This is a genomic window from Bacillota bacterium, assembly GCA_033549065.1.
Lineage (GTDB): Bacteria > Bacillota > Dethiobacteria > DTU022 > DTU022 > JAWSUE01.
In genome coordinates this window covers 22857-45279 of sequence record JAWSUE010000002.1, presented here as the reverse complement: position 1 = coordinate 45279, position 22423 = coordinate 22857, and the positions used below count along the sequence as shown (strand labels likewise).

The 22423-nt window shown below is 46.6% G+C and carries 20 protein-coding genes and 1 other RNA gene; all 21 read right to left on the bottom strand.

Going from position 1 to position 22423, the window contains the following annotated elements:
- Positions 1–5 precede the first annotated feature (5 nt).
- The 21 genes from SCJ97_01410 to hisA all read right to left on the bottom strand — a co-directional run bounded on the left by SCJ97_01410 (position 6) and on the right by hisA (position 22421).
- A complete protein-coding gene (locus SCJ97_01410) occupies positions 6–395 on the bottom strand; it encodes a cell division protein FtsL (protein MDW7738701.1) in 390 nt (129 codons plus the stop codon).
- A gap of 1 nt (position 396) precedes the next feature.
- Positions 397–1359: a 16S rRNA (cytosine(1402)-N(4))-methyltransferase RsmH gene (rsmH, locus tag SCJ97_01405; GenBank protein MDW7738700.1), complete on the bottom strand. Its 963-nt coding sequence runs from the start codon at positions 1357–1359 to the stop codon at positions 397–399.
- A 15-nt stretch (positions 1360–1374) separates the two neighbouring features.
- The gene (mraZ, locus tag SCJ97_01400; protein ID MDW7738699.1) at positions 1375–1806 is read right to left on the bottom strand and encodes a division/cell wall cluster transcriptional repressor MraZ; all 432 of its coding nucleotides are present in this window, start codon (positions 1804–1806) and stop codon (positions 1375–1377) included.
- Between the two features lie 200 nt (positions 1807–2006).
- Positions 2007–2765, bottom strand: a complete 759-nt coding sequence (locus SCJ97_01395; protein ID MDW7738698.1) for a transposase — start codon at positions 2763–2765, stop codon at positions 2007–2009.
- Between the two features lie 64 nt (positions 2766–2829).
- A complete protein-coding gene (gene mgtE / locus SCJ97_01390; protein ID MDW7738697.1) occupies positions 2830–4155 on the bottom strand; it encodes a magnesium transporter in 1326 nt (441 codons plus the stop codon).
- 118 nt (positions 4156–4273) lie between these two features.
- Positions 4274–5596 (bottom strand): magnesium transporter, encoded by a 1323-nt coding sequence (mgtE, locus tag SCJ97_01385; protein ID MDW7738696.1) that lies wholly within the window; start codon positions 5594–5596, stop codon positions 4274–4276.
- A 69-nt stretch (positions 5597–5665) separates the two neighbouring features.
- A non-coding RNA gene (gene ssrS / locus SCJ97_01380) (6S RNA) lies at positions 5666–5845 on the bottom strand.
- Positions 5846–5908: 63 nt separating this feature from the next.
- Positions 5909–8992, bottom strand: coding sequence for an aspartate--tRNA ligase (aspS, locus tag SCJ97_01375; GenBank protein MDW7738695.1), 3084 nt, complete (start codon positions 8990–8992; stop codon positions 5909–5911).
- 81 nt (positions 8993–9073) lie between these two features.
- On the bottom strand, positions 9074–9523 hold the full coding sequence (gene dtd, locus SCJ97_01370) for a D-aminoacyl-tRNA deacylase (protein ID MDW7738694.1): 450 nt from the start codon (positions 9521–9523) through the stop codon (positions 9074–9076).
- 17 nt (positions 9524–9540) lie between these two features.
- Positions 9541–11727, bottom strand: coding sequence for a bifunctional (p)ppGpp synthetase/guanosine-3',5'-bis(diphosphate) 3'-pyrophosphohydrolase (locus SCJ97_01365; GenBank protein MDW7738693.1), 2187 nt, complete (start codon positions 11725–11727; stop codon positions 9541–9543).
- 124 nt (positions 11728–11851) lie between these two features.
- Entirely contained in the window at positions 11852–14281 is a 2430-nt protein-coding gene (gene recJ, locus SCJ97_01360) for a single-stranded-DNA-specific exonuclease RecJ (protein MDW7738692.1), read from the bottom strand.
- Positions 14278–14697, bottom strand: coding sequence for a LapA family protein (locus tag SCJ97_01355; GenBank protein MDW7738691.1), 420 nt, complete (start codon positions 14695–14697; stop codon positions 14278–14280). The genes recJ and SCJ97_01355 overlap by 4 nt, the downstream gene beginning before the upstream one ends.
- A 53-nt stretch (positions 14698–14750) precedes the next feature.
- Complete coding sequence (gene secF / locus SCJ97_01350) at positions 14751–15674, bottom strand: protein translocase subunit SecF (GenBank protein MDW7738690.1); 924 nt, start codon at positions 15672–15674, stop codon at positions 14751–14753.
- On the bottom strand, positions 15674–16912 hold the full coding sequence (gene secD, locus SCJ97_01345) for a protein translocase subunit SecD (protein MDW7738689.1): 1239 nt from the start codon (positions 16910–16912) through the stop codon (positions 15674–15676). Before secD ends, secF begins: the two co-directional genes overlap by 1 nt.
- 28 nt (positions 16913–16940) lie before the next feature.
- A complete protein-coding gene (locus SCJ97_01340; GenBank protein ID MDW7738688.1) occupies positions 16941–17606 on the bottom strand; it encodes an HD domain-containing protein in 666 nt (221 codons plus the stop codon).
- 24 nt (positions 17607–17630) lie between these two features.
- Positions 17631–18728: a 3-dehydroquinate synthase gene (gene aroB, locus SCJ97_01335; GenBank protein ID MDW7738687.1), complete on the bottom strand. Its 1098-nt coding sequence runs from the start codon at positions 18726–18728 to the stop codon at positions 17631–17633.
- Positions 18729–18772: 44 nt separating this feature from the next.
- Positions 18773–19945: a chorismate synthase gene (aroC, locus tag SCJ97_01330; protein MDW7738686.1), complete on the bottom strand. Its 1173-nt coding sequence runs from the start codon at positions 19943–19945 to the stop codon at positions 18773–18775.
- A 32-nt stretch (positions 19946–19977) separates the two neighbouring features.
- Positions 19978–20463 (bottom strand): MGMT family protein, encoded by a 486-nt coding sequence (locus tag SCJ97_01325; GenBank protein MDW7738685.1) that lies wholly within the window; start codon positions 20461–20463, stop codon positions 19978–19980.
- 31 nt (positions 20464–20494) lie between these two features.
- Positions 20495–21292, bottom strand: coding sequence for a histidinol-phosphatase HisJ family protein (locus tag SCJ97_01320; GenBank protein MDW7738684.1), 798 nt, complete (start codon positions 21290–21292; stop codon positions 20495–20497).
- On the bottom strand, positions 21285–21677 hold the full coding sequence (gene hisI, locus SCJ97_01315) for a phosphoribosyl-AMP cyclohydrolase (GenBank protein MDW7738683.1): 393 nt from the start codon (positions 21675–21677) through the stop codon (positions 21285–21287). Before hisI ends, SCJ97_01320 begins: the two co-directional genes overlap by 8 nt.
- Positions 21678–21701: 24 nt before the next feature.
- Entirely contained in the window at positions 21702–22421 is a 720-nt protein-coding gene (gene hisA, locus SCJ97_01310) for a 1-(5-phosphoribosyl)-5-[(5-phosphoribosylamino)methylideneamino]imidazole-4-carboxamide isomerase (protein ID MDW7738682.1), read from the bottom strand.
- Positions 22422–22423 lie beyond the last annotated feature (2 nt).

Sequence of the window (22423 nt, the reverse complement as noted above, 5' to 3'; positions counted from 1 at the left end):
TTACTTCACTCTCCCAGTCTAATTCCTTCTCCCTGACTGGCAGCTACCACTCTCAGCTGATCTATTTCGGGTTCAACCATTCCCAGCTCTTCTTTAGCTATCTGTTCTATGCGGGCGATTGAACTCAGCTGTGCTACTTCGTATTCAAGCAATTTTGTTGCCTGCTGAATCGCTGATAATTCTGTTCGTGCGGTGCTGAGCCTGTAATTGAGGATAACCAGCGACGAATATTGTGCAACCACTACCAGGCTAAGCAGAAAACAGGTTAATAAAATCAAAGTTAGTTTAACTTTCTTTATTCTTCGGCCACTTTGCGACCTGATGACCGGATCCCTGGTCTGTTTAGCCGGGGAAACGGTTCTGATTCCTGTTGACAACTGTCTTGCGTGCTGCATTTTACTCACTCTCTTTCTCCCCTGCTATTTTCTTTTTCTCTGCTACTCTCAGGCGGGCACTGCGTGCCCGGGGATTACTGTTTATTTCAGATTCTGTCGGTTTCACAGCTTTGGTTGTCAAAATATTTAAACTTGCTTCTCCCTTACAAATACACGGCCTGTATGGCGGACAGGTGCAGTTTTTCGATTCTTCCCTGAAGAAGTTTTTAACTATACGATCTTCCAGGGAATGATAGGCGATAACACAAAGCCTTCCCGAAGGAGCCAGACAGCTGACTGCCTGTGGCAGAAAAGCTTTGATATTGTCCAGTTCACGGTTAACAGCCAGGCGAAGCGCCTGAAATACTTTACGGGAAGGATGTCCTCCCTGCCGCCGGTAGCGGGCCGGAACCGCTTCTTTAACAATTTCTGCGAGTTGCCGGCTATCGGTAATCGGCTTACCGTGATTTCTACTGCGCACTATTGCCGCAGCAATTCTTCTGGACCAGCGCTCCTCGCCATACTGAAAAAAGATTTCGGCCAGTTCATCGGCGCTGTATTCATTAACAATCTCTTTAGCTGTCAAAGAACGTCGGCGGTCCATTCTCATATCCAGTTCACCTTCCCGGTGAAAGGAGAAACCGCGCTCTGCATCCATTAATTGAAGGGTTGAGGCTCCCAAATCGATCAAAATTCCATCTACCAGAGGGTAACCTTTCTCCTTCAGAACCTGCTCTAATTTTGTATAATCGGCGTGGACCAGAATAACCTGTTCCATATAATCTGCGAGTCTTTTCTTTGCCCTTTCAAGCGCTGCTTCATCCCAGTCGATACCGATTAAACGACCTGATGGCGACAAACGGCGGCATATAGCTTCCGCATGGCCTCCATCCCCAAGGGTGGCATCTACATAAATACCGTCGCCCCTGCAGGCAAGATAGTCCAAAACTTCCCTCTCCATAACCGGCAGGTGTAATTCGACCATAACAAGACACCACTTTTAAAGATCAAAATCAACCAGCTTTTCAGCCAGTTCTTCAAAGTTGTCATCAGCGTTGCCGAAATAATCTTTCCAGGATTTTTCGTTCCATATTTCAACCCTGTTGGAAACACCGATGATCATGACATCCTTCTCTATACCTGCATAGTCGCGTAAATTTTGTGGGATCAGCACCCGGCCCTGTTTGTCTGCTTCCACTTCCATAGCACCGGAAAAGAAAAGACGCATAAAAGCTCGGGAATCACTTTTGGTAAAGGGCAACTGCTTAAGTTTTTGTTCGAGGCGGGACCATTCAGACGGGGGATAGACAAAAAGACAGTGATCGAGTCCCCGGGTCACCACAAAACGGTCACCCAGTCCATCACGAAGACGCGAAGGAATTATTACCCTTCCCTTGACATCAAGCGTATGCTGAAATTCGCCTGTGAACATGTGTTCGCCCCCGTATGGGTAGATTACAACCACTTTTCACCACTTTACACCACTTTTCTCTAAATTTCAACCCCTTTTTATAATTTCCTGCCATATTTTTTAAAAAAATATAAAAAAATGAGGAAATTTTTAATATTTTCCTCAAAACTATCCTATAATTTTCCATTTTTATTGTCAAGGGGACGGGGTTATTGACAACTTTATGCCTTTAACACCACACCTCTATTAATACCTGTCAGCTTCTCAATCTGTCTTATAGACAATCCCGCTTCCTTTAATTCTTCTAATATTTCATCGCGCAGCCTTTTATCAGCTTTCCTTATATCTGTAACTTGCGATTTTAAACAGGTTTTTTCAACAATCGATTTAGCTTCCTTTTCAGTAATTCTTTTATTCTTTTCTATATCCAGACAGTGATCGTCATTATGAAGTTTATTGAACTTAGCAAACTCTGTTAAAGCGATATCGCGGTTTCTGCTAAATATATTTAATACAAATTCTGTATCGATGATACTATCTCTTTCAAAGTAAGAATTATAACTGCTCCACTTATAACGTTCTATATCTTTAACAATACCAGCTTTTAAAGGATTTTGATGTATATACCTGACTACTGTAAGAAAATATGTATCGTCTTCTACCGGCTCACTCTTGAACCGATCTTGGAAGAGATACCCTGTCCGGTCATATTTAAGGTTATACCAATAAACAAATTTTCCACAAACCCTACGCATTATCTGGCTTAACGGTTCTGAGCCCACTTTTAAGAGTAAATGGATATGATTATCCATTAAGCAATAAGCAAATATTTGGTAATCTGATTTATCTTTATAGAATTTAATTGTTTGCATAAACCTGTAGCGATCTTCATCTTCGATAAATATTTTCTGCCTGTTAATTCCTCGCATGATAATATGGTAGATATCACTTTTACTCATTTGTCGAGCTTTTCTTGGCACTTTAACCACCCTTGCATAAAATTTTTATAAAAAAGTTGTCAACAACCCCGTCCCCCTGACATATTTAGCGGAGGTGTTCGAGGAAAGCGGAGGCGATTATAAAGTAAATAAGCAGTCCGGTAACATCTTTGATGGTAGTTACAAATGGTCCGGCGGTAATAGCCGGATCAATTTTAACCATGTTGCAGAGAAGTGGGATGAGGGTTCCGATCAGGGCAGCCACGCTGATGGTGGCTGTCATTGAAATACCTACCACCAGGCCGAGATAGGGATTGCCCTGCCAGATATAAGCAGCTATCGAAATAAGTATACCGCAGATCAGGCCCATAACAACCCCGATCCGGATTTCCCGGAAGAAATAAGCCCAGACTTCATCTGCTTCAATATCTCCGGTGGCCACGCCACGAACAAAAATTGTTGATGACTGGGTTCCTACATTCCCCCCCATATCCATGATCACCGGAATGAAAACTGCCAGCATGACTATGGCATGAAGAGTATCTTCATAAACGCCGATAATACTGCCCGATATAATTCCACCGATCATACTGATTAAAAGCCAGGGCAGGCGTAAGCGGACAATCTTTCCAACCGAAGCCTCGGTGAGTTCCATACCCTCGACCTCACCGGCACCAGCCATTAAATAGATATCTTCTGTTGCTTCTTCTTCCAAAACATCGATAACATCATCAACGGTGATAATACCGAGCAGGTAATGCTGGTCGTCCACGACCGGTATGGCCAGAAGGTCGTACTTGGAAACGATTCTGGCTACTTCTTCCTGGTCAAGGCCGGCATTAACGTTAATTACATTCTGCTTCATAATATCTTTCAGGATCGTGCCATCAGAAGAAGCAATAAGGTCACGGAGAGATATAACCCCGATCAAACGCCCTTCCTGATCCACAATATATACATAATAGATAGTTTCTGCTTCAGGAGCTATTTCTCTTAACCGGACTATTGCCTCTTCAACGGGAATATCAGCAGGAAGAGAAATGAATTCTGTGGTCATGATCCCCCCCGCTGTGTCTTCGGGGTATTTCAGCAGATCGCCAAAATCAATTAACTCTTCTTCACTGATTGTCTCCAGAACATCTTTTGCTTCTTCCGGAGAAAGTTCTCCGATCAGGTCAGCAGCATCATCGGAGGCAAGATTCAGCATGATTTCCCTGGTTCTTTCATGATCGAGGAGTGGAATGATCTCAGCCTGTTCAAAGTCTTCCATCTCCTGGAAAATAAGTGCCGCATCTTCGACAGAGAGCTTCTGGATCAGTTCTGCTTTCTCACTGGTTTCCAGTTCATCAATCAGATCAAGAAGATCCCCCGGATGGGCACCTCTCTTTAATTCGCGGTTGATCTGCTGCAGGATATGCTCAACAGGAATCATTTTCACCTCCCCTGATCAAATAGCTGTATATAAAAGACAACACCTATTATAACACGGGGATTTTAGTGGTTTAAAGAATAAAGCATACTATAACTTTTTATTAAAAGTTTAAAATAAATTAACGCAGGTATTCGAGGAATAATGAAGCAATGACAAAGTAGATAAGCAGGCCTGTAAAATCTTTGATCGTTGTAACAAACGGCCCGGCTGTAATGGCCGGATCGATATGAGCTAAATTCAACAAAAGGGGTACCAAGGTGCCGATCAGGGTTGCCACACTTAATGTGACAAACATTGATATGCCAACCACAACCCCGAGATAAGGATTCCCCTGCCAGAGCAGGGCGGTAATCGTAATCAAAAGACCGCAGATTACTCCCATCGACAGGCCGATCCTGATTTCCCGGAAGAAATATGACCAAACCTCTGTCCGGTCAATTTCACCGGTGGCCAGACCGCGAACAAATATTGTGGAGGATTGAGTTCCCACATTACCGCCCATTCCCATGATCACGGGGATAAAAACAGCCAGCATCACGATCGCTTCCAGAGTATTTCTGTATGCTCCAATGACACTACCTGACACAATACCGCCGGCCATGGCTATCAGCAGCCAGGGCAGTCGAAGGCGGACAACTTTCAAAACAGGCGCCTTGGTCAGATCTACCCCTTCGATCTCCCTTGCTCCGGCCAAATGGTAGATATCCTCGGTAGCTTCCTGTTCGAGTACATCTATAACATCGTCTACCGTAATAATCCCGAGCAAACGATCCTGTTCATCCACAACCGGAATAGCCAGCAGATCATACTTGGATACAATTCTGGCTACTTCTTCCTGGTCAACCCCGGCATTAACGCTGATTACATTGCGCCGCATTATTTCCCTGAGTATGGACCCATCTGACGAAGCAATCAGATCGCGAAGGGAAAGAACTCCAATCAGACGTCCTTCGTGATCAACAACATACACATAATAAATAGTTTCAGCCTGGGGAGCGATCTCTCTTAAACGGGCAATGGCATCCTCTACAGGAATATCAGCAGGCAGCGAGATATACTCGGTAGTCATGATCCCGCCGGCACTTTCCTCAGGGTATTTCAGCAGTTCGCCAAAGTCAATCGTTTCTTCGTCGCTGACCAGTTCAAGCACATCGTGGACTTCCTCTGGGGTGAGTTCTCCGATCAGATCGGCAGCATCATCAGAAGAAAGATTACGAAGAATGTTCTTTGTATCTTCATCATCAAGAAGACGCAGGATATCAGCCTGCTCATAATCTTCCATTTCCTGAAATATTAAAACAGCATCCTGATCAGAAAGTTCTCTGATCAGTTCAACTTTTTCTTCCAGACTAAGCTCTTCAATTAAATCGTGGAGGTCGCCGGGGTGGGTTCCAGATTTCAGCTCGCGGCTGATCAAAAGCTTGATATTATCTAGTGGCATTGCGTTCACCCCCGGATTATCAGGATAATTTAGCCAACAATCATGATGAAAACACGCCAAAAAACACCAAAAAACCCCGCCATGCCGTGGGCCGTTGTTTTGAACTGTTCCCCCGAAAGGTGGGTGCCCTCCCGACTGCTTAACAGGTCCTCTTTGCAAAGGCTGCTGCGCTGCAGCCGGAGCCCAGGCTCCCATTGTAAAAGTGTTAGCTCAAAACTTTATCGGGTGTCACGAACACAGCAGGGTACTTTTTAAAATAACTAGGTTTTTCCATAAAAATAATACCACAAAAACAGCCATTTCGCAAGACAGCTATTCCTCTTCATCCTCGGGCTGAAGGGCAATTTTGAGCTCTTCAAGCTGATCCTCGGCAACAGGTGACGGAGCTCCAGTCATCAGACAGCTCGCTGTTGCCGTCTTGGGAAATGGAATAACCTGGCGTATCGAATCGTCTCCGGTGAGCAGCGAAATCATTCGGTCCAGGCCAAGAGCAATCCCTCCGTGTGGTGGGGCGCCATAAGACAGCGCTTCAAGTAAAAAGCCAAATTTCTCAACACTTTCTTTTTCTGAAAGCCCGAGAAGCTTAAATATTTTTGATTGTACAACATTATTGTGAATCCTGGTGCTGCCCCCTCCAATTTCTACTCCGTTTAAAACAAGATCGTAAGCCTGGGCTTTAACCGCCAGAGGATCTCTATCCAGAAGATCAAGATCATCAGCCTGCGGGGCAGTAAAGGGATGATGTGCCGAATCGTAACGTTCTTCATCATCGTTGTAATGGAACAGCGGAAAATCGACGACCCAAAGGAAATGTGGCTCTCCAGGCTTCTCCTTTGGAGAAAGCCTGTTGCGAAGCTGTCCCAAAACCTCACAACATGTTTCCCACTGATCTGCTACAAATAGAAGCAGATCACCCGGCTTTGCTTTCATTGCTTCAGTAATTTGGCTCATCAACTGATCACTAAAGAATTTGCTGATCGGCGAACGCCAGCCTTCTTCACCAACAAATACCCAGGCCAGGCCTTTTGCTCCAAGCTGCCTGGCCAGTAGAGTCAGATCGTCCAAATCTTTACGACTAAATTGTTTTGATTCAGGAACACAAAGTCCTTTCACCGATCCTCCGTCTTCCAGAGCTGACTTAAAAACTTTGAAATCGCTTTCAGCTGCCAGATCATTGATATCGGTTAACTCCATGCCAAAACGCAGGTCCGGCTTATCTGAACCAAACCTGTTCATGGCTTCGGTATAAGGTATCCTCATGAAGGGTCTCGGTACTTCTACACCAAGTATTTCTTTCCAGAGTAAGGAGATCATTCCCTCAATGAGAGCAAAGAGGTTTTCACTGCCGAAAAAAGAAGTTTCAATGTCAATCTGGGTAAATTCAGGCTGGCGATCAGCCCTTAAATCCTCATCACGAAAACAGCGGACAACCTGAAAATACCTTTCCACCCCGCTGACCATCAAAAGCTGTTTGAAAAGCTGCGGTGACTGCGGCAGGGCATAAAAAGCTCCTGGCTGCAGGCGGCTGGGCACGAGAAAATCCCTGGCCCCCTCAGGTGTACTGCGGGTTAACATAGGAGTTTCTATTTCCAGAAAATCAAATTTATCCAGATATTCCCTGACCAGCTTGACAGCCCTGTGTCGAAGCTCCAGTCTTTTAAACATCTCCGGTCTGCGCAGGTCAAGGTAACGATAACGAAGGCGCAGATTTTCATCGACATTTAGGTCATTTTCGATATAAAATGGCGGTGTTTTAGATGCGTTGAGAATATCCATCCTACTAACATGTACCTCAATTTCTCCGGTAGGCAGGGCAGGATTGATATTTTCCTCTGTTCGCATGATTACTTCGCCATCGACGGCCACGACAAATTCTCCACGTAAGCTCTCAACTTTGTTAAATATTTCTGTCCCCATCTGCTGGTCAAAAACCAGCTGGACAACTCCACTGCGATCTCTTAAGTCAATGAAGATAAGGCCACCATGATCTCTTCTGCGACCAACCCATCCGGTTAACTTAACAGCCAGGCCGACATGCTCTTTTGAGAGAAAACCGCAGTAATGAGTTTTTGTTGTGTTAAGACCCGGTGAAGGCAAGGAAACTTCAGCGCTCCCCTGCCGCTTCAATGTGGTGGCAGATTGTTCGCTTTCACCCGATAGGTTGCCAGGCAGAGCATTGCGGTCAATCTCTTTCTGCTCACCGCTATCCATGTCACGAAGAGTAACCCTGCCTTTATTTATCTCATTTTCACCGATTATGATTACTCTGCCAAAGCCCTGCTTCCCGGCCAGCTTCATCTGGGCTTTCAGGCTTCTTTCCAGAAGATCAGTTTCGGCGGCTATCCCCCGGCTGCGAACCTCTCCGGCCAAAAGGAGTGCTTCTCCTTCAAGGTTTTCTCCGGCTGTTGCAATAAAGAGATGTTCGCCGATTGCAGGTTGGTTTTTATCCCAGTTCATAGCCATTAAAATTCTTTCAACACCGAAAGCAACTCCAACCCCAGGGGTAGCAGGGCCACCCAGGTGTTCGACCAGGTAATCATAACGTCCCCCACCGCAAAGTGAAGCCTGGGCACCCATGCCACCGGCTGTTATTTCAAAAGCCGTGCGGGTGTAGTAATCCAGTCCACGAACAAGGCTTGTATTAAGGTTGTAGGGAACCTGGAGTTTATCAAGGAGGGCCCGGAGGGTTTTAAAATGGCTATCACACTCTTCACAAAGATGATCGATCATGCGTGGGGCATCATTGACGCGGGTTTGGCAGCTTTCTTCCTTGCAGTCTAGAACACGCATGGGATTTACTTTATACCTGCGGCGGCAGTCACTACATAATCCCTCTTCCAGTTTTTCCAGGTAAGGTACCAGAACTTCACGGTAACCGGGCCGGCATACGGGACATCCGACGCTGTTCAGTTCTATCGACAGATGTTCAATCTGCAGGGATTTAAATAAATTGTAGCAGAATGTAATAATCTCGGTATCGGCAGCAGCATGGGCAGCTCCAAATATTTCCAGACCAAACTGGTGAAACTGCCGGTACCTGCCCGCCTGGGGACGGTCATAACGGAACATGGGTCCGTAATAATATAGTTTTACCGGCTGAGGAACCTCTTTCAGATTATGCTCAAGGTAAGCTCTGGCTACAGCAGCCGTAAGTTCCGGACGAAGGGTTAACTCCCTTCCGCTGCGATCTTTGAATGAATACATTTCCTTTGATACTATATCGCTCTCTTCACCCACACTGCGGGCAAACAGTTCCGTCTGTTCGAATATGGGTGTTCTTATCTCACCGAAACCATATAGATCACAAAATTCCCTGAATCTGGTCTCGAGATACTGCCAATTTTTTGCCTCTTCGGGTAGTATGTCGCGAGTGCCGCGTGGTGCTTTATACTTCATTTCCTAACTCCTCTCCGGTGCGAACCGATCAGTATCTTATGGGCCATCTTACTTCATAGCTCTGGTAATTATCAAATTTTATCAGAATAACTTTTTACTGTCGAGTAATATGGTAACCGGCCCGTCATTTTCGACCAGGATCTTCATTTCCGCCTGGAATTGGCCGGTTTCAACAGGTATACCGAAGTCAACCAGCCTTTTCCAGAAATAATCATATAGTTCTTCTGCCATCTGCGGCGGCGCGGCATCGGAAAAACCGGGGCGCCTGCCTTTGCGGCAATCACCGTAGAGAGTGAACTGAGATATTGCTAAAATCCCTCCGGCGATATCCTGCACTGAAAGGTTCATCAGCCCTTTTTCATCCTCGAAAATACGCAGCCCGGCAATTTTATTTGCCAGGTAATCAGCATCCGCTGCCGAGTCATCATTTCCAACACCGAGGAAAACAACAAGGCCGGCTCCGATTGTGCCGACTATCATACCTTTAACCGTTACACTGGCCCCAACGGCCCGCTGAACAACTGCTCGCATTGTAAACCTCCGAAAAATTAGTGACCTGAACCGTAAACATATCGGCGGACTGTATATATATCTTTCAGTTTCTTTATTTTACTCATGATCTGATCCAGGTGAACCTGATCTCTGACTACCATGGTCAGGTGTATCGTCGCCGTCTGTGATTTATCGGCACGGGCTGTCACGGCCGTAATATCCACCTTGCTTTCATTCACTGCCGTCATCACATCAGCCAGAAGATTTTTCCGGTCATTCGCGGTAATTTCTATTTCCACCGGATAAGAAGCACTTCTCTCTCCTTCCCAGGATGCCTCAAGGAAACGGTCGCCTTCATGGCTATGCTGGGCAAGGTTCGGACAATCACGGCGATGAACAGATACACCGCGGCCGCGGGTAATGAAACCAACTATATCATCACCGGGAACCGGGTTGCAGCAGCGGGCAACCCTGACCAGAAGATTATCAACACCCTGGATGGTTACTCCTGGAGATGATTGTTTCAAATGCTTTACAGGCTTCAATTCGGGAAGCGGCAGATCTTTGCCTTTTTCAACATTTCGCTTATTGTACTCTTCACGCAGGCGGCTGATTACCTGGTTCAGGGAAACTCCTCCGTAACCGATCGCCGCATAGAGGTCCTCGGCCGAAAGGATATTGAACATTTTACCAACATCCTCAAGAAGATCACTCTTTAACAACAGGCGCTGTTCAACGTTTACCCGCCGGATCTCCCTTTCGAGCATTTCCCGGCCTTTTTCAACATTTTCTTCGCGCCGCTCCTTTTTGAACCAGTTGCGGATTTTATTTTTTGCATGTGATGTTTTGACCAGGTTGAGCCAATCCCGGCTCGGTGATCCATGCTTGGAAGTAACGACTTCAACCATGTCACCGGTTTTTAACTGGTAGTCAAGTGGGACAAGCCGTCCGTTTACCCTGGCACCTGTACAGCGGTTACCGATATCGGTGTGAATTTTATAAGCAAAATCGAGCGTAACCGAACCGGTGGGCAGGTCAATTACATCACCTTTGGGTGTGAATACAAATACCTCTTCCGAATAGAGATCACCTTTTAGATCTTTGATGAAGTCACGGGCATCCCGGTAGTCGTGCTGCCATTCCAAGAGCTGGCGTAGCCAGGTTAGCTTTTCATCCAGCTCGCCGGAATCCTTTATTTTCTCCTTATAGCGCCAGTGGGCGGCAATCCCGTATTCAGCTGTCCGGTGCATATCCCAGGTTCGGATCTGAATTTCAGCCAGTTCATTCTGAGCGGCAAATACAGTTGTATGAAGAGACTGGTACATATTCGGTTTCGGCATGGCGATAAAATCTTTAAAACGACCGGGAATCGGTTTCCAGATTGTATGGACTATCCCCAGGGTATGATAGCAGTCCTTAACCGAATCGACAATAATCCGGACAGCCGTGAGGTCATAGATCTCATTTAAATCCTTACCCTGTGTTTTCATTTTATTGTATATGCTGTAGAGGTGTTTTGGACGGCCCTGAATCTCTGCTTTGATCGAGGCATCTTCGAGATGATCCTGCAGGATTACGATAATTCTGTTAATAAAATTCTCGCGTTCCTTTCGTTTCTTGGCTAGTCGGTCAACCAGGTTAAAATACTCGGTCGGCTGCAGGTAACGAAAAGCAAGATCTTCTAATTCCCACTTGATCATGTATATTCCCAGGCGGTGGGCCAGCGGGGCATAAATCTCAAGGGTTTCCCGGGCTATTTCCTTTTGCTTGTGAGTATTAAGATAGCGAAGTGTTCTAAGATTATGCGTTCTATCGGCCAGTTTGATCAGGACCACCCGGATATCACGGGCCATGGCGATGAACATTTTACGGAGGGTCTCTGCTTGCTGTTCTTCTTTAGAGGTAAATTCCAGTCTGCTTAACTTGGTTACTCCATCCACCAATGAGGCAACTTCTTCGCCAAACTCCTGTAGAATATCATCCAGTGTTATTTCCGTATCTTCGACCACATCGTGAAGCAGTCCGGCAATGATCGTTACCAGGTCCAGTTCCAATTCAGCCAGAATCATTACTACCCCCAGAGGATGGCTGATGTAGGACTCGCCTGATTCGCGCAGCTGCCCGGAGTGAGCCTGCACCGAATAGTGATAAGCCTTTTCAACCAGAGACCAGTCTTCCATCCTGGGATAATATTTCTGGAATAGTTTTTTTAGATCTCCTAATTTTTTTTCCTTTACTACCATTAACGATCAATCCCCGGAATAATAATACAACCCGAACTGACACCAGTCAGAGTTTACAGCTGTTCTTGGCTGCAATTATTAACTATCATACTAAAAAGATACTGTAAATTCTACTGTTAGATACTTATTTCTTGTAAGGTAAACTCAAAACTGAGGCTGCTTCTTTCAGAGATCCGTTGAGCAGGACATCCTGGAATCTGCGGCATTCCTTTCGAAGCTCTTCTGTGGACAGGTAGGTTGGAGAGTCTTTGAGTTTTTCAGACAGTCCGGTCAATAGGCCAGCCGGGTCGGGGTTAACAAAGCCATCTTTTAATACACCAATTTCTATAAATATCTTCTCCACCCGTTCCCAAAAAGTGACTGACGGTTTCATACCGATCTTCATGTTTTGCAGTTCATTAACCGAAATACTACCTGCATTTTCTGAGGTTTCCACCATTGCATCCACTATTTTCTTCAATATCTTATCCGATGGCAATGATAGATCGGTAAGTATCTTATTCTGTTTAAGATCCTCTTCGTTGAAAAGAAGGTAGACTTTCAGGTACCCGGAGATCCGCTCCTCCTGCAGAAGCGTTGCTTTTAAACCGTCATGTACTGGTAAATCATATATGATCAAAGTATCAATCTTTTCAGGCAGATCGGTATTGCCGTTCAATATGCTACCGTTAACAAAACAGGGGGTGCTGGCTGAAGGAATATTATCAATGATTTTTTCCGCCTTTGAACCGGTTGTAGTATAAACAACAGTCCGGCCTGATTCGGTTTTCAGTATTTCCAACAAACAATCGAACCTTTTCCGGCAGTGCCTTCGGTCTATAATTTCCAGGTTTCTCATTTTCAGAGTATCACTGTAACCGAGATCTCTAATTTCGACCTCAAGCGTTTTTTGATCCCTGAAAAAGCCATCTTTCAGCCTGAAAGCAAGATCAACCAAACGTCCTTTCTGCAGATCAGATTCAAACCGAGCTCCGGAAAAGAAAATAGGGTTAATTACCCGTCCGTTTTTTTGAACAGTAAGCTTAAGATGAGCATGTCCAGAACCAACCAACCGCCATGATATAATTTCCCATTCTCTGCTGCCAAAAACGGGGGACCTGTTTGCCGGCCCAAATGGCTGAAGAAGTTCAAGATACTCCGTGAGGCTTAAATCAAAATCTTCTTCATTTAAATCCGCTTCCAGGTATAGCTTAGCGCTGAGCTGTTTTTCATCCAGATTTTTTTGAGCATGCAGGCTCAGGTTTCTTTCCAGGGATTTTATTTTATCAGCTTTAACTGTAAAGCCTGCCGCCTGTTCGTGTCCGCCGAATTTAACCAGCAGATCTTCATTTTCGGCCAGGGCAGCTGTTATGTTATAACCGGGAACGCTTCTCGCAGAACCCCGCCCTTCACCGTTCTCAACAGCGATAAGGGCTACCGGCAGGTTATATTTGTCAACCAGCCTTGAAGCAACAATTCCGATCACACCATGATGCCAATTGTCACCGGAAAGGACAATTATCTTGTTTTCCGCCACCTGCCCGGAAATTCCACTCAATATTTCTTCAGCTTCAGCGAGGATCTTCTGTTCTGTATCACGGCGCAAAAGGTTTACCCTATGCAGTTGTCCGGCCAGCTCGGCTGCCCGGGAAGGGTCACCTGTAAGGAATAGTTCTGCTGATGGGTAAGCTTCACCCATTCTACCGGCAGCATTGACTGCAGGTGCAAGAATAAAAGCGAGTGAAGTACCCGATATCCGGTTTTTATCCAGGCTGACGGCTTCGAGTAACGCTCTAAACCCAAGCCTGTTTAGACGACCTATTTCTTCCACGCCTTTTGCTACAATGATTCTGTTTTCTCCCAGTAGCGGCACCACATCTGCAGCAGTTCCCAGGGCGGCAAGATCAATGAATCTTTCCGGAAAGGGCAAGCCTGCTCTCTCCATTAAGGCCTGCGCCAGTTTAAAAGAAACTCCGGATCCCGACAGCTCTTTAAAGGGGTAGGAACAGCCATCCTGCAGGGGATTAACAACAGCTAAAGCGCCTCGAATAGGCACAAGAGGTTGGTGATGATCGGTGATGATTATATCAAGACCGATTGATAATGCATGTTCGACCTCATGAAGAGCATTGATCCCGCAATCAACTGTTATAACCAGTCCGGCACCTGATTCTTTAATCTGGTTTAAAGATTCGACATGTAATCCGTATCCTTCTTCAAACCGGCTCGGCAGGAAGTAATCAACCTTACCCCCGATCCTGCGCAGCGCTTCAACCAGGATAACAGTTGCCGTAATCCCGTCTGCATCATAATCTCCGTGAACAACTATTTTTTGATCCTTCTCAACCGCTTTTAGCAAGCTGGTTACTGCATCTTCCATACCCTTCATCAGCCAGGGATCATGAAGATGATCGATGGAAGGATATAAAAAAACCCCGGCCTGCTCGGGATCGATTATCCCACGGTTAATAAGCAACCTGGCCAGGGTGACCGGCACATTTATTGCTTCAGCAAGATTTACTGCCTGATCATTTTTCTGTTCCAACCAGATCCAATCTTTACCACTAAAACTCATGAAGATTCCTCTTTGACCTCATCATCTCCAACAGCTTCTTCATCCTGCTGTTCAATTTTTTCTTCGGCGTTTTCGGTATTTTCGGCTTCCAGGTTCTCCTCAGCCACCGAGACATGTTTATTTAACTCGGCTATCAAAAATATTTTTTCTTCTTCCAGATTCTTGATATTTTTCTGCAGTTCTTCCTGCTGATGTCGTAACTGACGAAAAGCAAGAGCACTGCGGATGCTGCGAAACAGGCTGAAAAGGCCCATTGCCAGTGCACCCACCACTGCAGAACCTAAAATGAGCAGGATGAGGGACACCTCGGCACGGCCGAAAATATAGCTGACAGTTACGGTTTCGTTATTGGCCAGGGCAACTATGGCGATGAGCAAACTGAAAATCAAGCCCAAAATCAGGTAAAATGAACCCATCTTCAACCCCCCAATGATCAATCAAGTATTTCAAATTCCTGAGAAAACCCCAATCAGGCAGCTTTTTTCCTCTTTTTGCCGAACTGTACGCTCTGCAGGTTAATCCACAACGGGCTGGCTATAAATATTGATGAATAGGTGCCGATAAAAACTCCTAGAATCAGGGCAACCACAAAAACAATCAGATCTAAACTGCCAATATAATAGTGGAAACCGAAGAGCAGGGCAATCAGAACAAAGAGCGTTGTCAATGAAGTGTTTATGGAACGCATCAGGTTTTGATTGATACTTTCATTAACAACTGCAGCATATTCACTTTTTCGCTTATGCTTGGTATTTTCACGGATTCTGTCGAAAATCACGATAGTATCATTTACCGAGTAACCAAATACGGTTAGGATCGCCGCAACAAAGGGTACATTTATCTCCATTCGCAGGATCGAAAAGATCCCGATCACAATCAGGACATTGTGCAGAAGTGAAGCAATGGTCGCCACGGCAAATTTGAATTCAAACCGAATTGTTATATATACCACCATCAGGGCGACCGCAACAGCCAGGGAAAGCAGAGCCTGACGGGCCAATTCACTGCCAACAACCGCTCCAACACTTTCTATGCGCAGGTCAGCTGGATCAAGTTGTGGCCATCTGTTTCTTAATGTGTCCATCAGGGCATCTCTTCTGGCTTCTTCTATATACTGTGCTTTAATAACCAATCCTTCATCAGATAGATCGCCATCGAGATCGCGCCCCTGAACAACCTGAATAGCTGCGCCCTCAAGTTCTTCGAAAGGTGCAATGACCTCCTGAACTTCTTCGATCGAGAAATCCTCCCCAAGGTTAAGATGGAGGACTGTTCCGCCGGTAAAATCGATGCCCAGGTTTAGCCCGAAAATCGAAAGTGAAATCAGGCCGGCAACAACCAGAACCAGGGACAACAAGTAAGCTTTCCTGCGGTTTCCGATAAAATCAATCATTATCCTTTCACCCCCACATATGCCCCGCTGTTAATCATTCCCGCCTTAAAGGCAAGCCGCATGAGCAAGCGGGTCAAGACAATTGCTGTAAACATACTGCAGATGATCCCGATAAAGAGGGTTACTGCAAAACCCCTGACCGGACCGCTGGCCAGGCTGAATAGAACGATCGTTACAATCAGGGTGGTTACATTGGCATCCAGAATAGCCCTGAAAGCACGTTGAAAACCACTCTCCATGGCGCTTCTCGGAGTCCGCCCCGATCGGAGTTCGTCTTTAATCCTTTCAAAAATAATCACGTTTGCATCAACTGCCATACCAATCGATAAGATGAGGCCGGCAATACCGGGCAGGGTTAAAGTGGTCGGCAGATAATTCAAGGCCCAGAGCACCAGTGATAAATAGAATATAAGGGCTACACCGGCAATCAAACCGGCACCCCGGTAATAGATGACCATAAAGAGAAGAACCAAAATCAATCCAATACCGGCAGCATAAACTGCTATCTCTTCCGTCCGCTGTCCCAGTGTCGGTCCGATCAGACGCGATTCCAGTTCCCGCAGTTCGACCGGCAGCGAGCCACTACGCAGAAGAAGAGCGAGGTTTGCCGCTTCCTCTATTCCAAATGTCCCCTCAATAGTGGCCTTTCCGTCAGTTATCACCGCCCGGACTGTAGGCTGGGATATCAGCTCGTCATCAAGAACTATCGCAATCGGCTGATTTAAAAACTTGCCTGTTGCTTCGGCAAACAGCCTTGCTCCCTCCTGGTCAAACTCTATGCTCACAAACGGGTAGGGAGTAAACTCGGGTGCTCTTTCCGCCCGGGCTGAAATCAGGTGAGCCCCGGTTACAATTTCCACCCCGTCAGGACCGATGAACCTGAGCATGGCTGTCCGCCCGATAATATTTCTGGCCTGTTCCACATCATCCAGGTCCGGAAGTTCTATCCGGATCCTGTTGTCCCCCTGGGCCGCAATAATCGGCTCGGCAACACCAAGCTCGTCAACCCTCATCCTGATTACAGTTATCGCTCTTTCGATGGCGTCTGCATCTAGTTCCTGATCGCCGGTTTCAACAGCTTCGAGAAGAACGTAAAGTCCTCCGGCGATATCGAGGCCGCGTTTAATACCATGTTCCCGGTCTGCTGCGTTTACAAAGGCCCAGTAGCCTGAAACAATGATCAGCAGAGAAAGCACAATTAGGATCACAACGCGTCCTGGTTTAATCTCTGGTTTCATCTACACCACACTCCATTCAATTCTACAGTTAAAGCAGTTCAACTTCGTTTATGGTCAGGGCAAAACGGGCTTCAAGAAATGATGCCGCCCTGCGGCACATCACCATTCGGGTTAAAAATATCTCAAAGTACTCCATAACCTGGCTTATGCTTGTGTCAATGGTCAGGTCAAGGCTGATCACCCTGTTTTCCGAATCGATATTCAGTCTTGATTCTTTAACCGCATAGTTTACCCGGTCGTGAATATCAAAAGTGGCTATATCACGGTTGCGGACCCTGCTGCGGTGAACATCAGATTTATCGGCAAGGATCAGGGCAGCAGTAACCCGGTTAACAACCCTGCCTTCCTCTTCATCATGATTCCCGATGGCAGCCGACACGTCGACAGCTTCTTCCAGGGGCATATCCATTTCCTGCAGAATCTTCAGTGCCATAATAGCCCCCGCTACATCATGTTCACGGCGGCCCATAACATTCCCGATATCATGTAAATACCCGGCTATTCCGGCCAGTTCTGCTTCCCTTATATCACCACCGAGCTCAATAATAACCCTTTTAGCTGCCTTGCCGGTTAACCGGCAGTGACGAAAACCATGTTCGGTATATCCCAAAGTCCCCAGGCTTTCATCTGCCTTTTGAATCAAAGTTTTGACCTGAGGATTTTCCTGAACCATTTTTAAAGTAACCATACTCATCCAGATTGATCCTTTCCCAAAAAATCAAACAACCCTTAAGTATTTATCGATTTCCCCTCTGATTAAATCTTCACTGTCTATTTCAGACACGGCAACAGATCCGATCCCCACGGGTAATATCAAAACAATTTTTCCATCACGCCTTTTTTTATCCTGCCTTAGTTTATCGATTACCATCTCGGTGGTCAAGCCCATCGGTGGCTTTTTCAGCCCGATTTTTTGCAGAAGATTAATAATTCTTTCTGCCAGGTGGGTATCGATCTTCTCCATAGACGCGGCGATCCCGGTTGCAGCAGCCATCCCGATCAGGACAGCTTCACCATGCAGGTAATATTTATAAGCGGTTGCCGCTTCCAAAGCATGACCAATTGTGTGTCCGAAATTAAGTATCCTTCTATAATCCTTTTCAAATTCGTCTTCTTCAACAACATTGGCCTTGATTTGAACTGATCGGGCAACTGCCTCGGCCAGAGAGGAACTTTTTCTCCTTAGCAGGTTTTCCAGTTCTTCCTCACAATAATTAAAAAAGGCACTGTCGTATATAATACCATATTTAACAACCTCCGCCAGCCCTGCTTTTATCTGACGGCCGGGCAGCGAATCGAGCAGCCGAGGGTCAATTAAAACCAACCGTGGAGGGTATATGGAGCCGATCAAATTTTTCCCCCGGGGATGATTGACAGCTACCTTGCCACCCACACTGCTGTCAACCTGGGCCAGCAGGGAGGTGGGAACCATGACAAGAGGCACACCCCGTAAATAAGTGGAAGCCACAAAACCAGCCAGATCTCCAACAACACCGCCACCAAGAGCAATAATCGGTGAGTTTCGATCCAGGCCACTATCCAGGGCACGGTCATATAAACGGGAAGCGCCCCTCAGCGTTTTTGATCTTTCACCGGGGCTGATCAGCGCCGTTTTGACTTTCCATCCTTCCTCTTCCAGGGAATAGATTGTCCGGTCTCCATAAAGGGAAAATACCCTGTTATCGCTTACTAGAAGAGCCTGCTCGGAAGGGAAGAGCAGGCGCATTGCTTTGCCGAGCACCGAAAGTGACCCTTCTTCGATCACTACCCGGTAAGAAAAATTACTGGTTCTGACCTGGATCTGCCTCTTACTCATTTCAACACCCCACCTGCATTGAAAATATCGATTCTGAATATCCGTCAGCTACCCCTACGTAAGCGTTTGTTTACCTGGTTAAGATAAAATGTATAAGCGCTGTCTACTTCTTCAATAAAATCACCGGCAAACTTTTCGCGAAAAGCAACAGCCAGTTCCCAGGCAATCACAGCTTCGGCGACAACTGAGGCAGCTGGAACTGCACAAACATCTGATCTTTCAGTTGATCCCCGGCTCTCTTCGCCTGTTAACCAGTCAACACTGGGCAGCGGTTCGGTCAGTGTGGGAATCGGCTTCATCGCAATCCTGATCACCAGGTTCTGCCCGTTAGTTATTCCACCTTCTATTCCCCCGGCCCGGTTAGATGGCCTGACAATACCTTTGAAGGGTTGAGACATCAGCGGATCATGTACCTCTGACCCTCTTCTGGAAGAACCCGCAAAACCAATTCCGAATTCAACTCCCTTTACTCCCTGTATACTGCAAAGCGCGCCGGCTAACCGGCCATCTATCTTTCTGTCCCAGTGGACATGACTGCCCAGGCCGGGCGGTATATTTGTAACCTGCAGCTCAATGATACCTCCGAGCGTGTCACCCTCGCTTCTGGCCAGTTCTATGGCTTCGATCATTTTTCCTTCGACAGACGGATCGGCACAGCGAACCGGTGATTTTTCAATATCATCATAAAGGGTCACCATTTTTGCCTGGTCAACATCAGAAGCTACCGACCCTATCCTGGCGACATGGCTGTAGATTCGGATACCATATTTTTCAATTAGTATGCGCCCGATAGTTCCCACTGCCACGCGCATCGCCGTTTCCCGGGCGCTCGAACGCTCCAGAACCAGCCGTAAATCATCATGATTATACTTTAGCCCGCCAGCCAGATCGGCATGCCCCGGTCTTGGACGTGTCAGCAGGGTCAAATCCGGAGGTATTTCCCCTTCTATCCCCATCAGGTGCTTCCAGTTCTCCCAGTCGCGGTTTTGTATCTGCAAGGTCAGGGGGCTGCCGATGGTCCGGTTAAAGCGGAGACCGGAAATTACTTCTACCCGGTCCTTTTCAATGGACATCCGTCCACCCCGTCCGTATCCCTGCTGCCGCCGCGAAAGCTGGTGATTGATTTCTTCCAGTTTAATGATCAGTCCCGATGGCAGACCTTCAACAATTCCAGTCAGGCATGGCCCATGAGACTCTCCACCGCTGAGATAACGCATTACCGACACCTCCATACTCTAACTGCCGAATATCAAAGGCAGCCGTACCCAGACTTTTCCAGATCAAGGAGCATCTTTTTCCAACCTTCCGGACCGCTAAAACCCCCAAGTTTTCCGCTGCTGCCAACCACACGGTGGCATGGAACGATAATGGGATGACGGTTCGATTTCAGGGCTTGACCGGCCGCCCTGGCCGCTTTTGGTGAACCAGCCAACTCCGCCACTTTTTTGTAGGTAATCACTTCTCCGCTCGGTATTTGGCGAACATGTTCAAGGACAGATTCAAAAAACGGGGGATAGCCGCTGCAGTCCAGCGGATACCTGTTCCAATCCACTTTCTCCCCTTTGAAATAGTTCTCCAGATCATCCTTTAACTCCGGCCACGGATTATCGCGCTGTGGGTATTCAATATCAAGTTCGGATCCCGGAAATAAAAGTTCATAAATACCCGATTCACTGAAAACGATCAAAAAAACGCCCTTGGGCGTATCAATTTGATCCATATATAACTGATTCATCTTTACACCCCTTATCTATGACAACGTCCTTTTACAGCGGAATACTCCTGCGGATCCTCTTCTCGAAAACAGCCAGCTCCTTGTACCCGACTTCCCTTAGAAGATCTTCGGCCTGATCAAAATAACGACCAACCTGTTCGGGACTGTGGGCATCAGAACCGACCGTTAGCGGTACTCCTTCGGCAGAACAGATTTCCAGCATTCTCCGGTCGGGATAAAATTCTCCAACAGGTACATCCCTTCCTGCTGTATTTAACTCAAGGCAGGTGTCCGTTTCTTTTAGGATTTGTGCAGTTTTAACCCAGTAAGGTTCAAGATCTTCATCCGGCCGGTAGCCGAATTTCTTGATAACATCAAGATGACCAATAATATCAAATAACCTTGACCCGCAGGCAGCCCAAACCAACTCAAAATAGGTGCGGTACAGTCCGGCGATATCGCGAGCCGCGTAATCATCGGCATACCGGGGATGGGTAAAATCCCAGCCGTCCATGAAGTGAATCGAACCGATTATGTAATCAAATTGATATTGACCGATCACTTCAGCAATCTTGCTTTCTTTTTCCGGGATATAATCAATCTCGATGCCCAGTTTTATAATAACACCATCAGGGCTATTTTTCAGAGAGTTTACCTGCGACATATACTCTGCCAGCTCATCGCCTTTCATCGTAACCTGTGCTCGCGGAGTGTATTCAAGTAAATCAAGGGGAAAATGATCGGCAAAACCGATCTCTTTCAGATTTATTTTCCGGGCAGTCTCAAGATATTCCACCAGTGTGCCAGAAGCATGGCAGCAGCGGCTGGTATGCAGATGATAATCAATCATTGCGTTCCTCCCGCTGTTTGAAGCCGGCCAAAGTATTGAAAAAGCATGAATAACGGCCAGTATGACAGGCTTTTCCCGGTCCCAGGGGAATTACTTTCAATAAAAGGGTATCTGCATCACAATCGGCCATAATCGATTTTAACTCAAAATAGTTTCCTGAGGTTTCGCCTTTCACCCAATATTTCTGACGGCTGCGGCTCCAGAAGCAGACCCTACCCTCTTTCAAGGTTCTTTTCAGCGCTTCTTCATTCATGTAGCCGACCATCAATATTTCATTATTCCGTTCATCCTGGATAACTGCCGGGATTAATCCCTGCCGGTCATATTTAAGCTCCCCCGTCTTCAAAGGTCGCAGTTCATTTTCGTTGTTGATGTTTGCTCCCACCATTGTGCCTCCGTAATCTGTTATTTATTCGAATACAGCCATGGCATCATGCAGGGTGATCTGGTTTGAATAGAGAGCCTTACCGATAATGACCCCTTTTACCCTGCTGCTGTAAGGTTTTAAAGCCTGTAGATCATCTAAGGATGAAATCCCTCCTGACATTATTACCTGCAGTGAAGTGCTCTTAATGATGGCTTCAAGCCCGGAAAGATCCGGCCCACAAAGTGTGCCATCCCTGTGAATATCGGTATAAACAATCTCTTTAATACCCCACTGTTCCACCCTGGCTGCAAGATCCAGGACCCGCTCGGCTGAAGCTTCCGTCCAGCCTTTAACAGCCACTACACCATCCCGAGCATCTATACCGGCAATGATACTCTCATCATATTCTTCAACCAACTCTCTGGCCAGGCCCGGGGTTTCAACGATCATCGTCCCCAGGATTACCCTGGAGATACCTGCCGAAAGCGCTTTTTCCACGGCCTCCCTGGTCCTGATCCCACCCCCAAGTTGAAGCGGAATATGGACCGTTTCACCGATGGAACAGATTATCCTGGCATTCTGGGACATGCCGGTAAAAGCTCCGTCGAGATCAACCAGGTGGAGCATTTTTGCACCCAGCTGTTCCCATTGACGGGCTACCTCAACCGGATTATCGCCGTAAACAGTTTCCCGATCGGGGTTGCCCTGATAGAGCCGGACACATCTACCTCTGCGCATATCGATAGCAGGTATGACCAGCACAC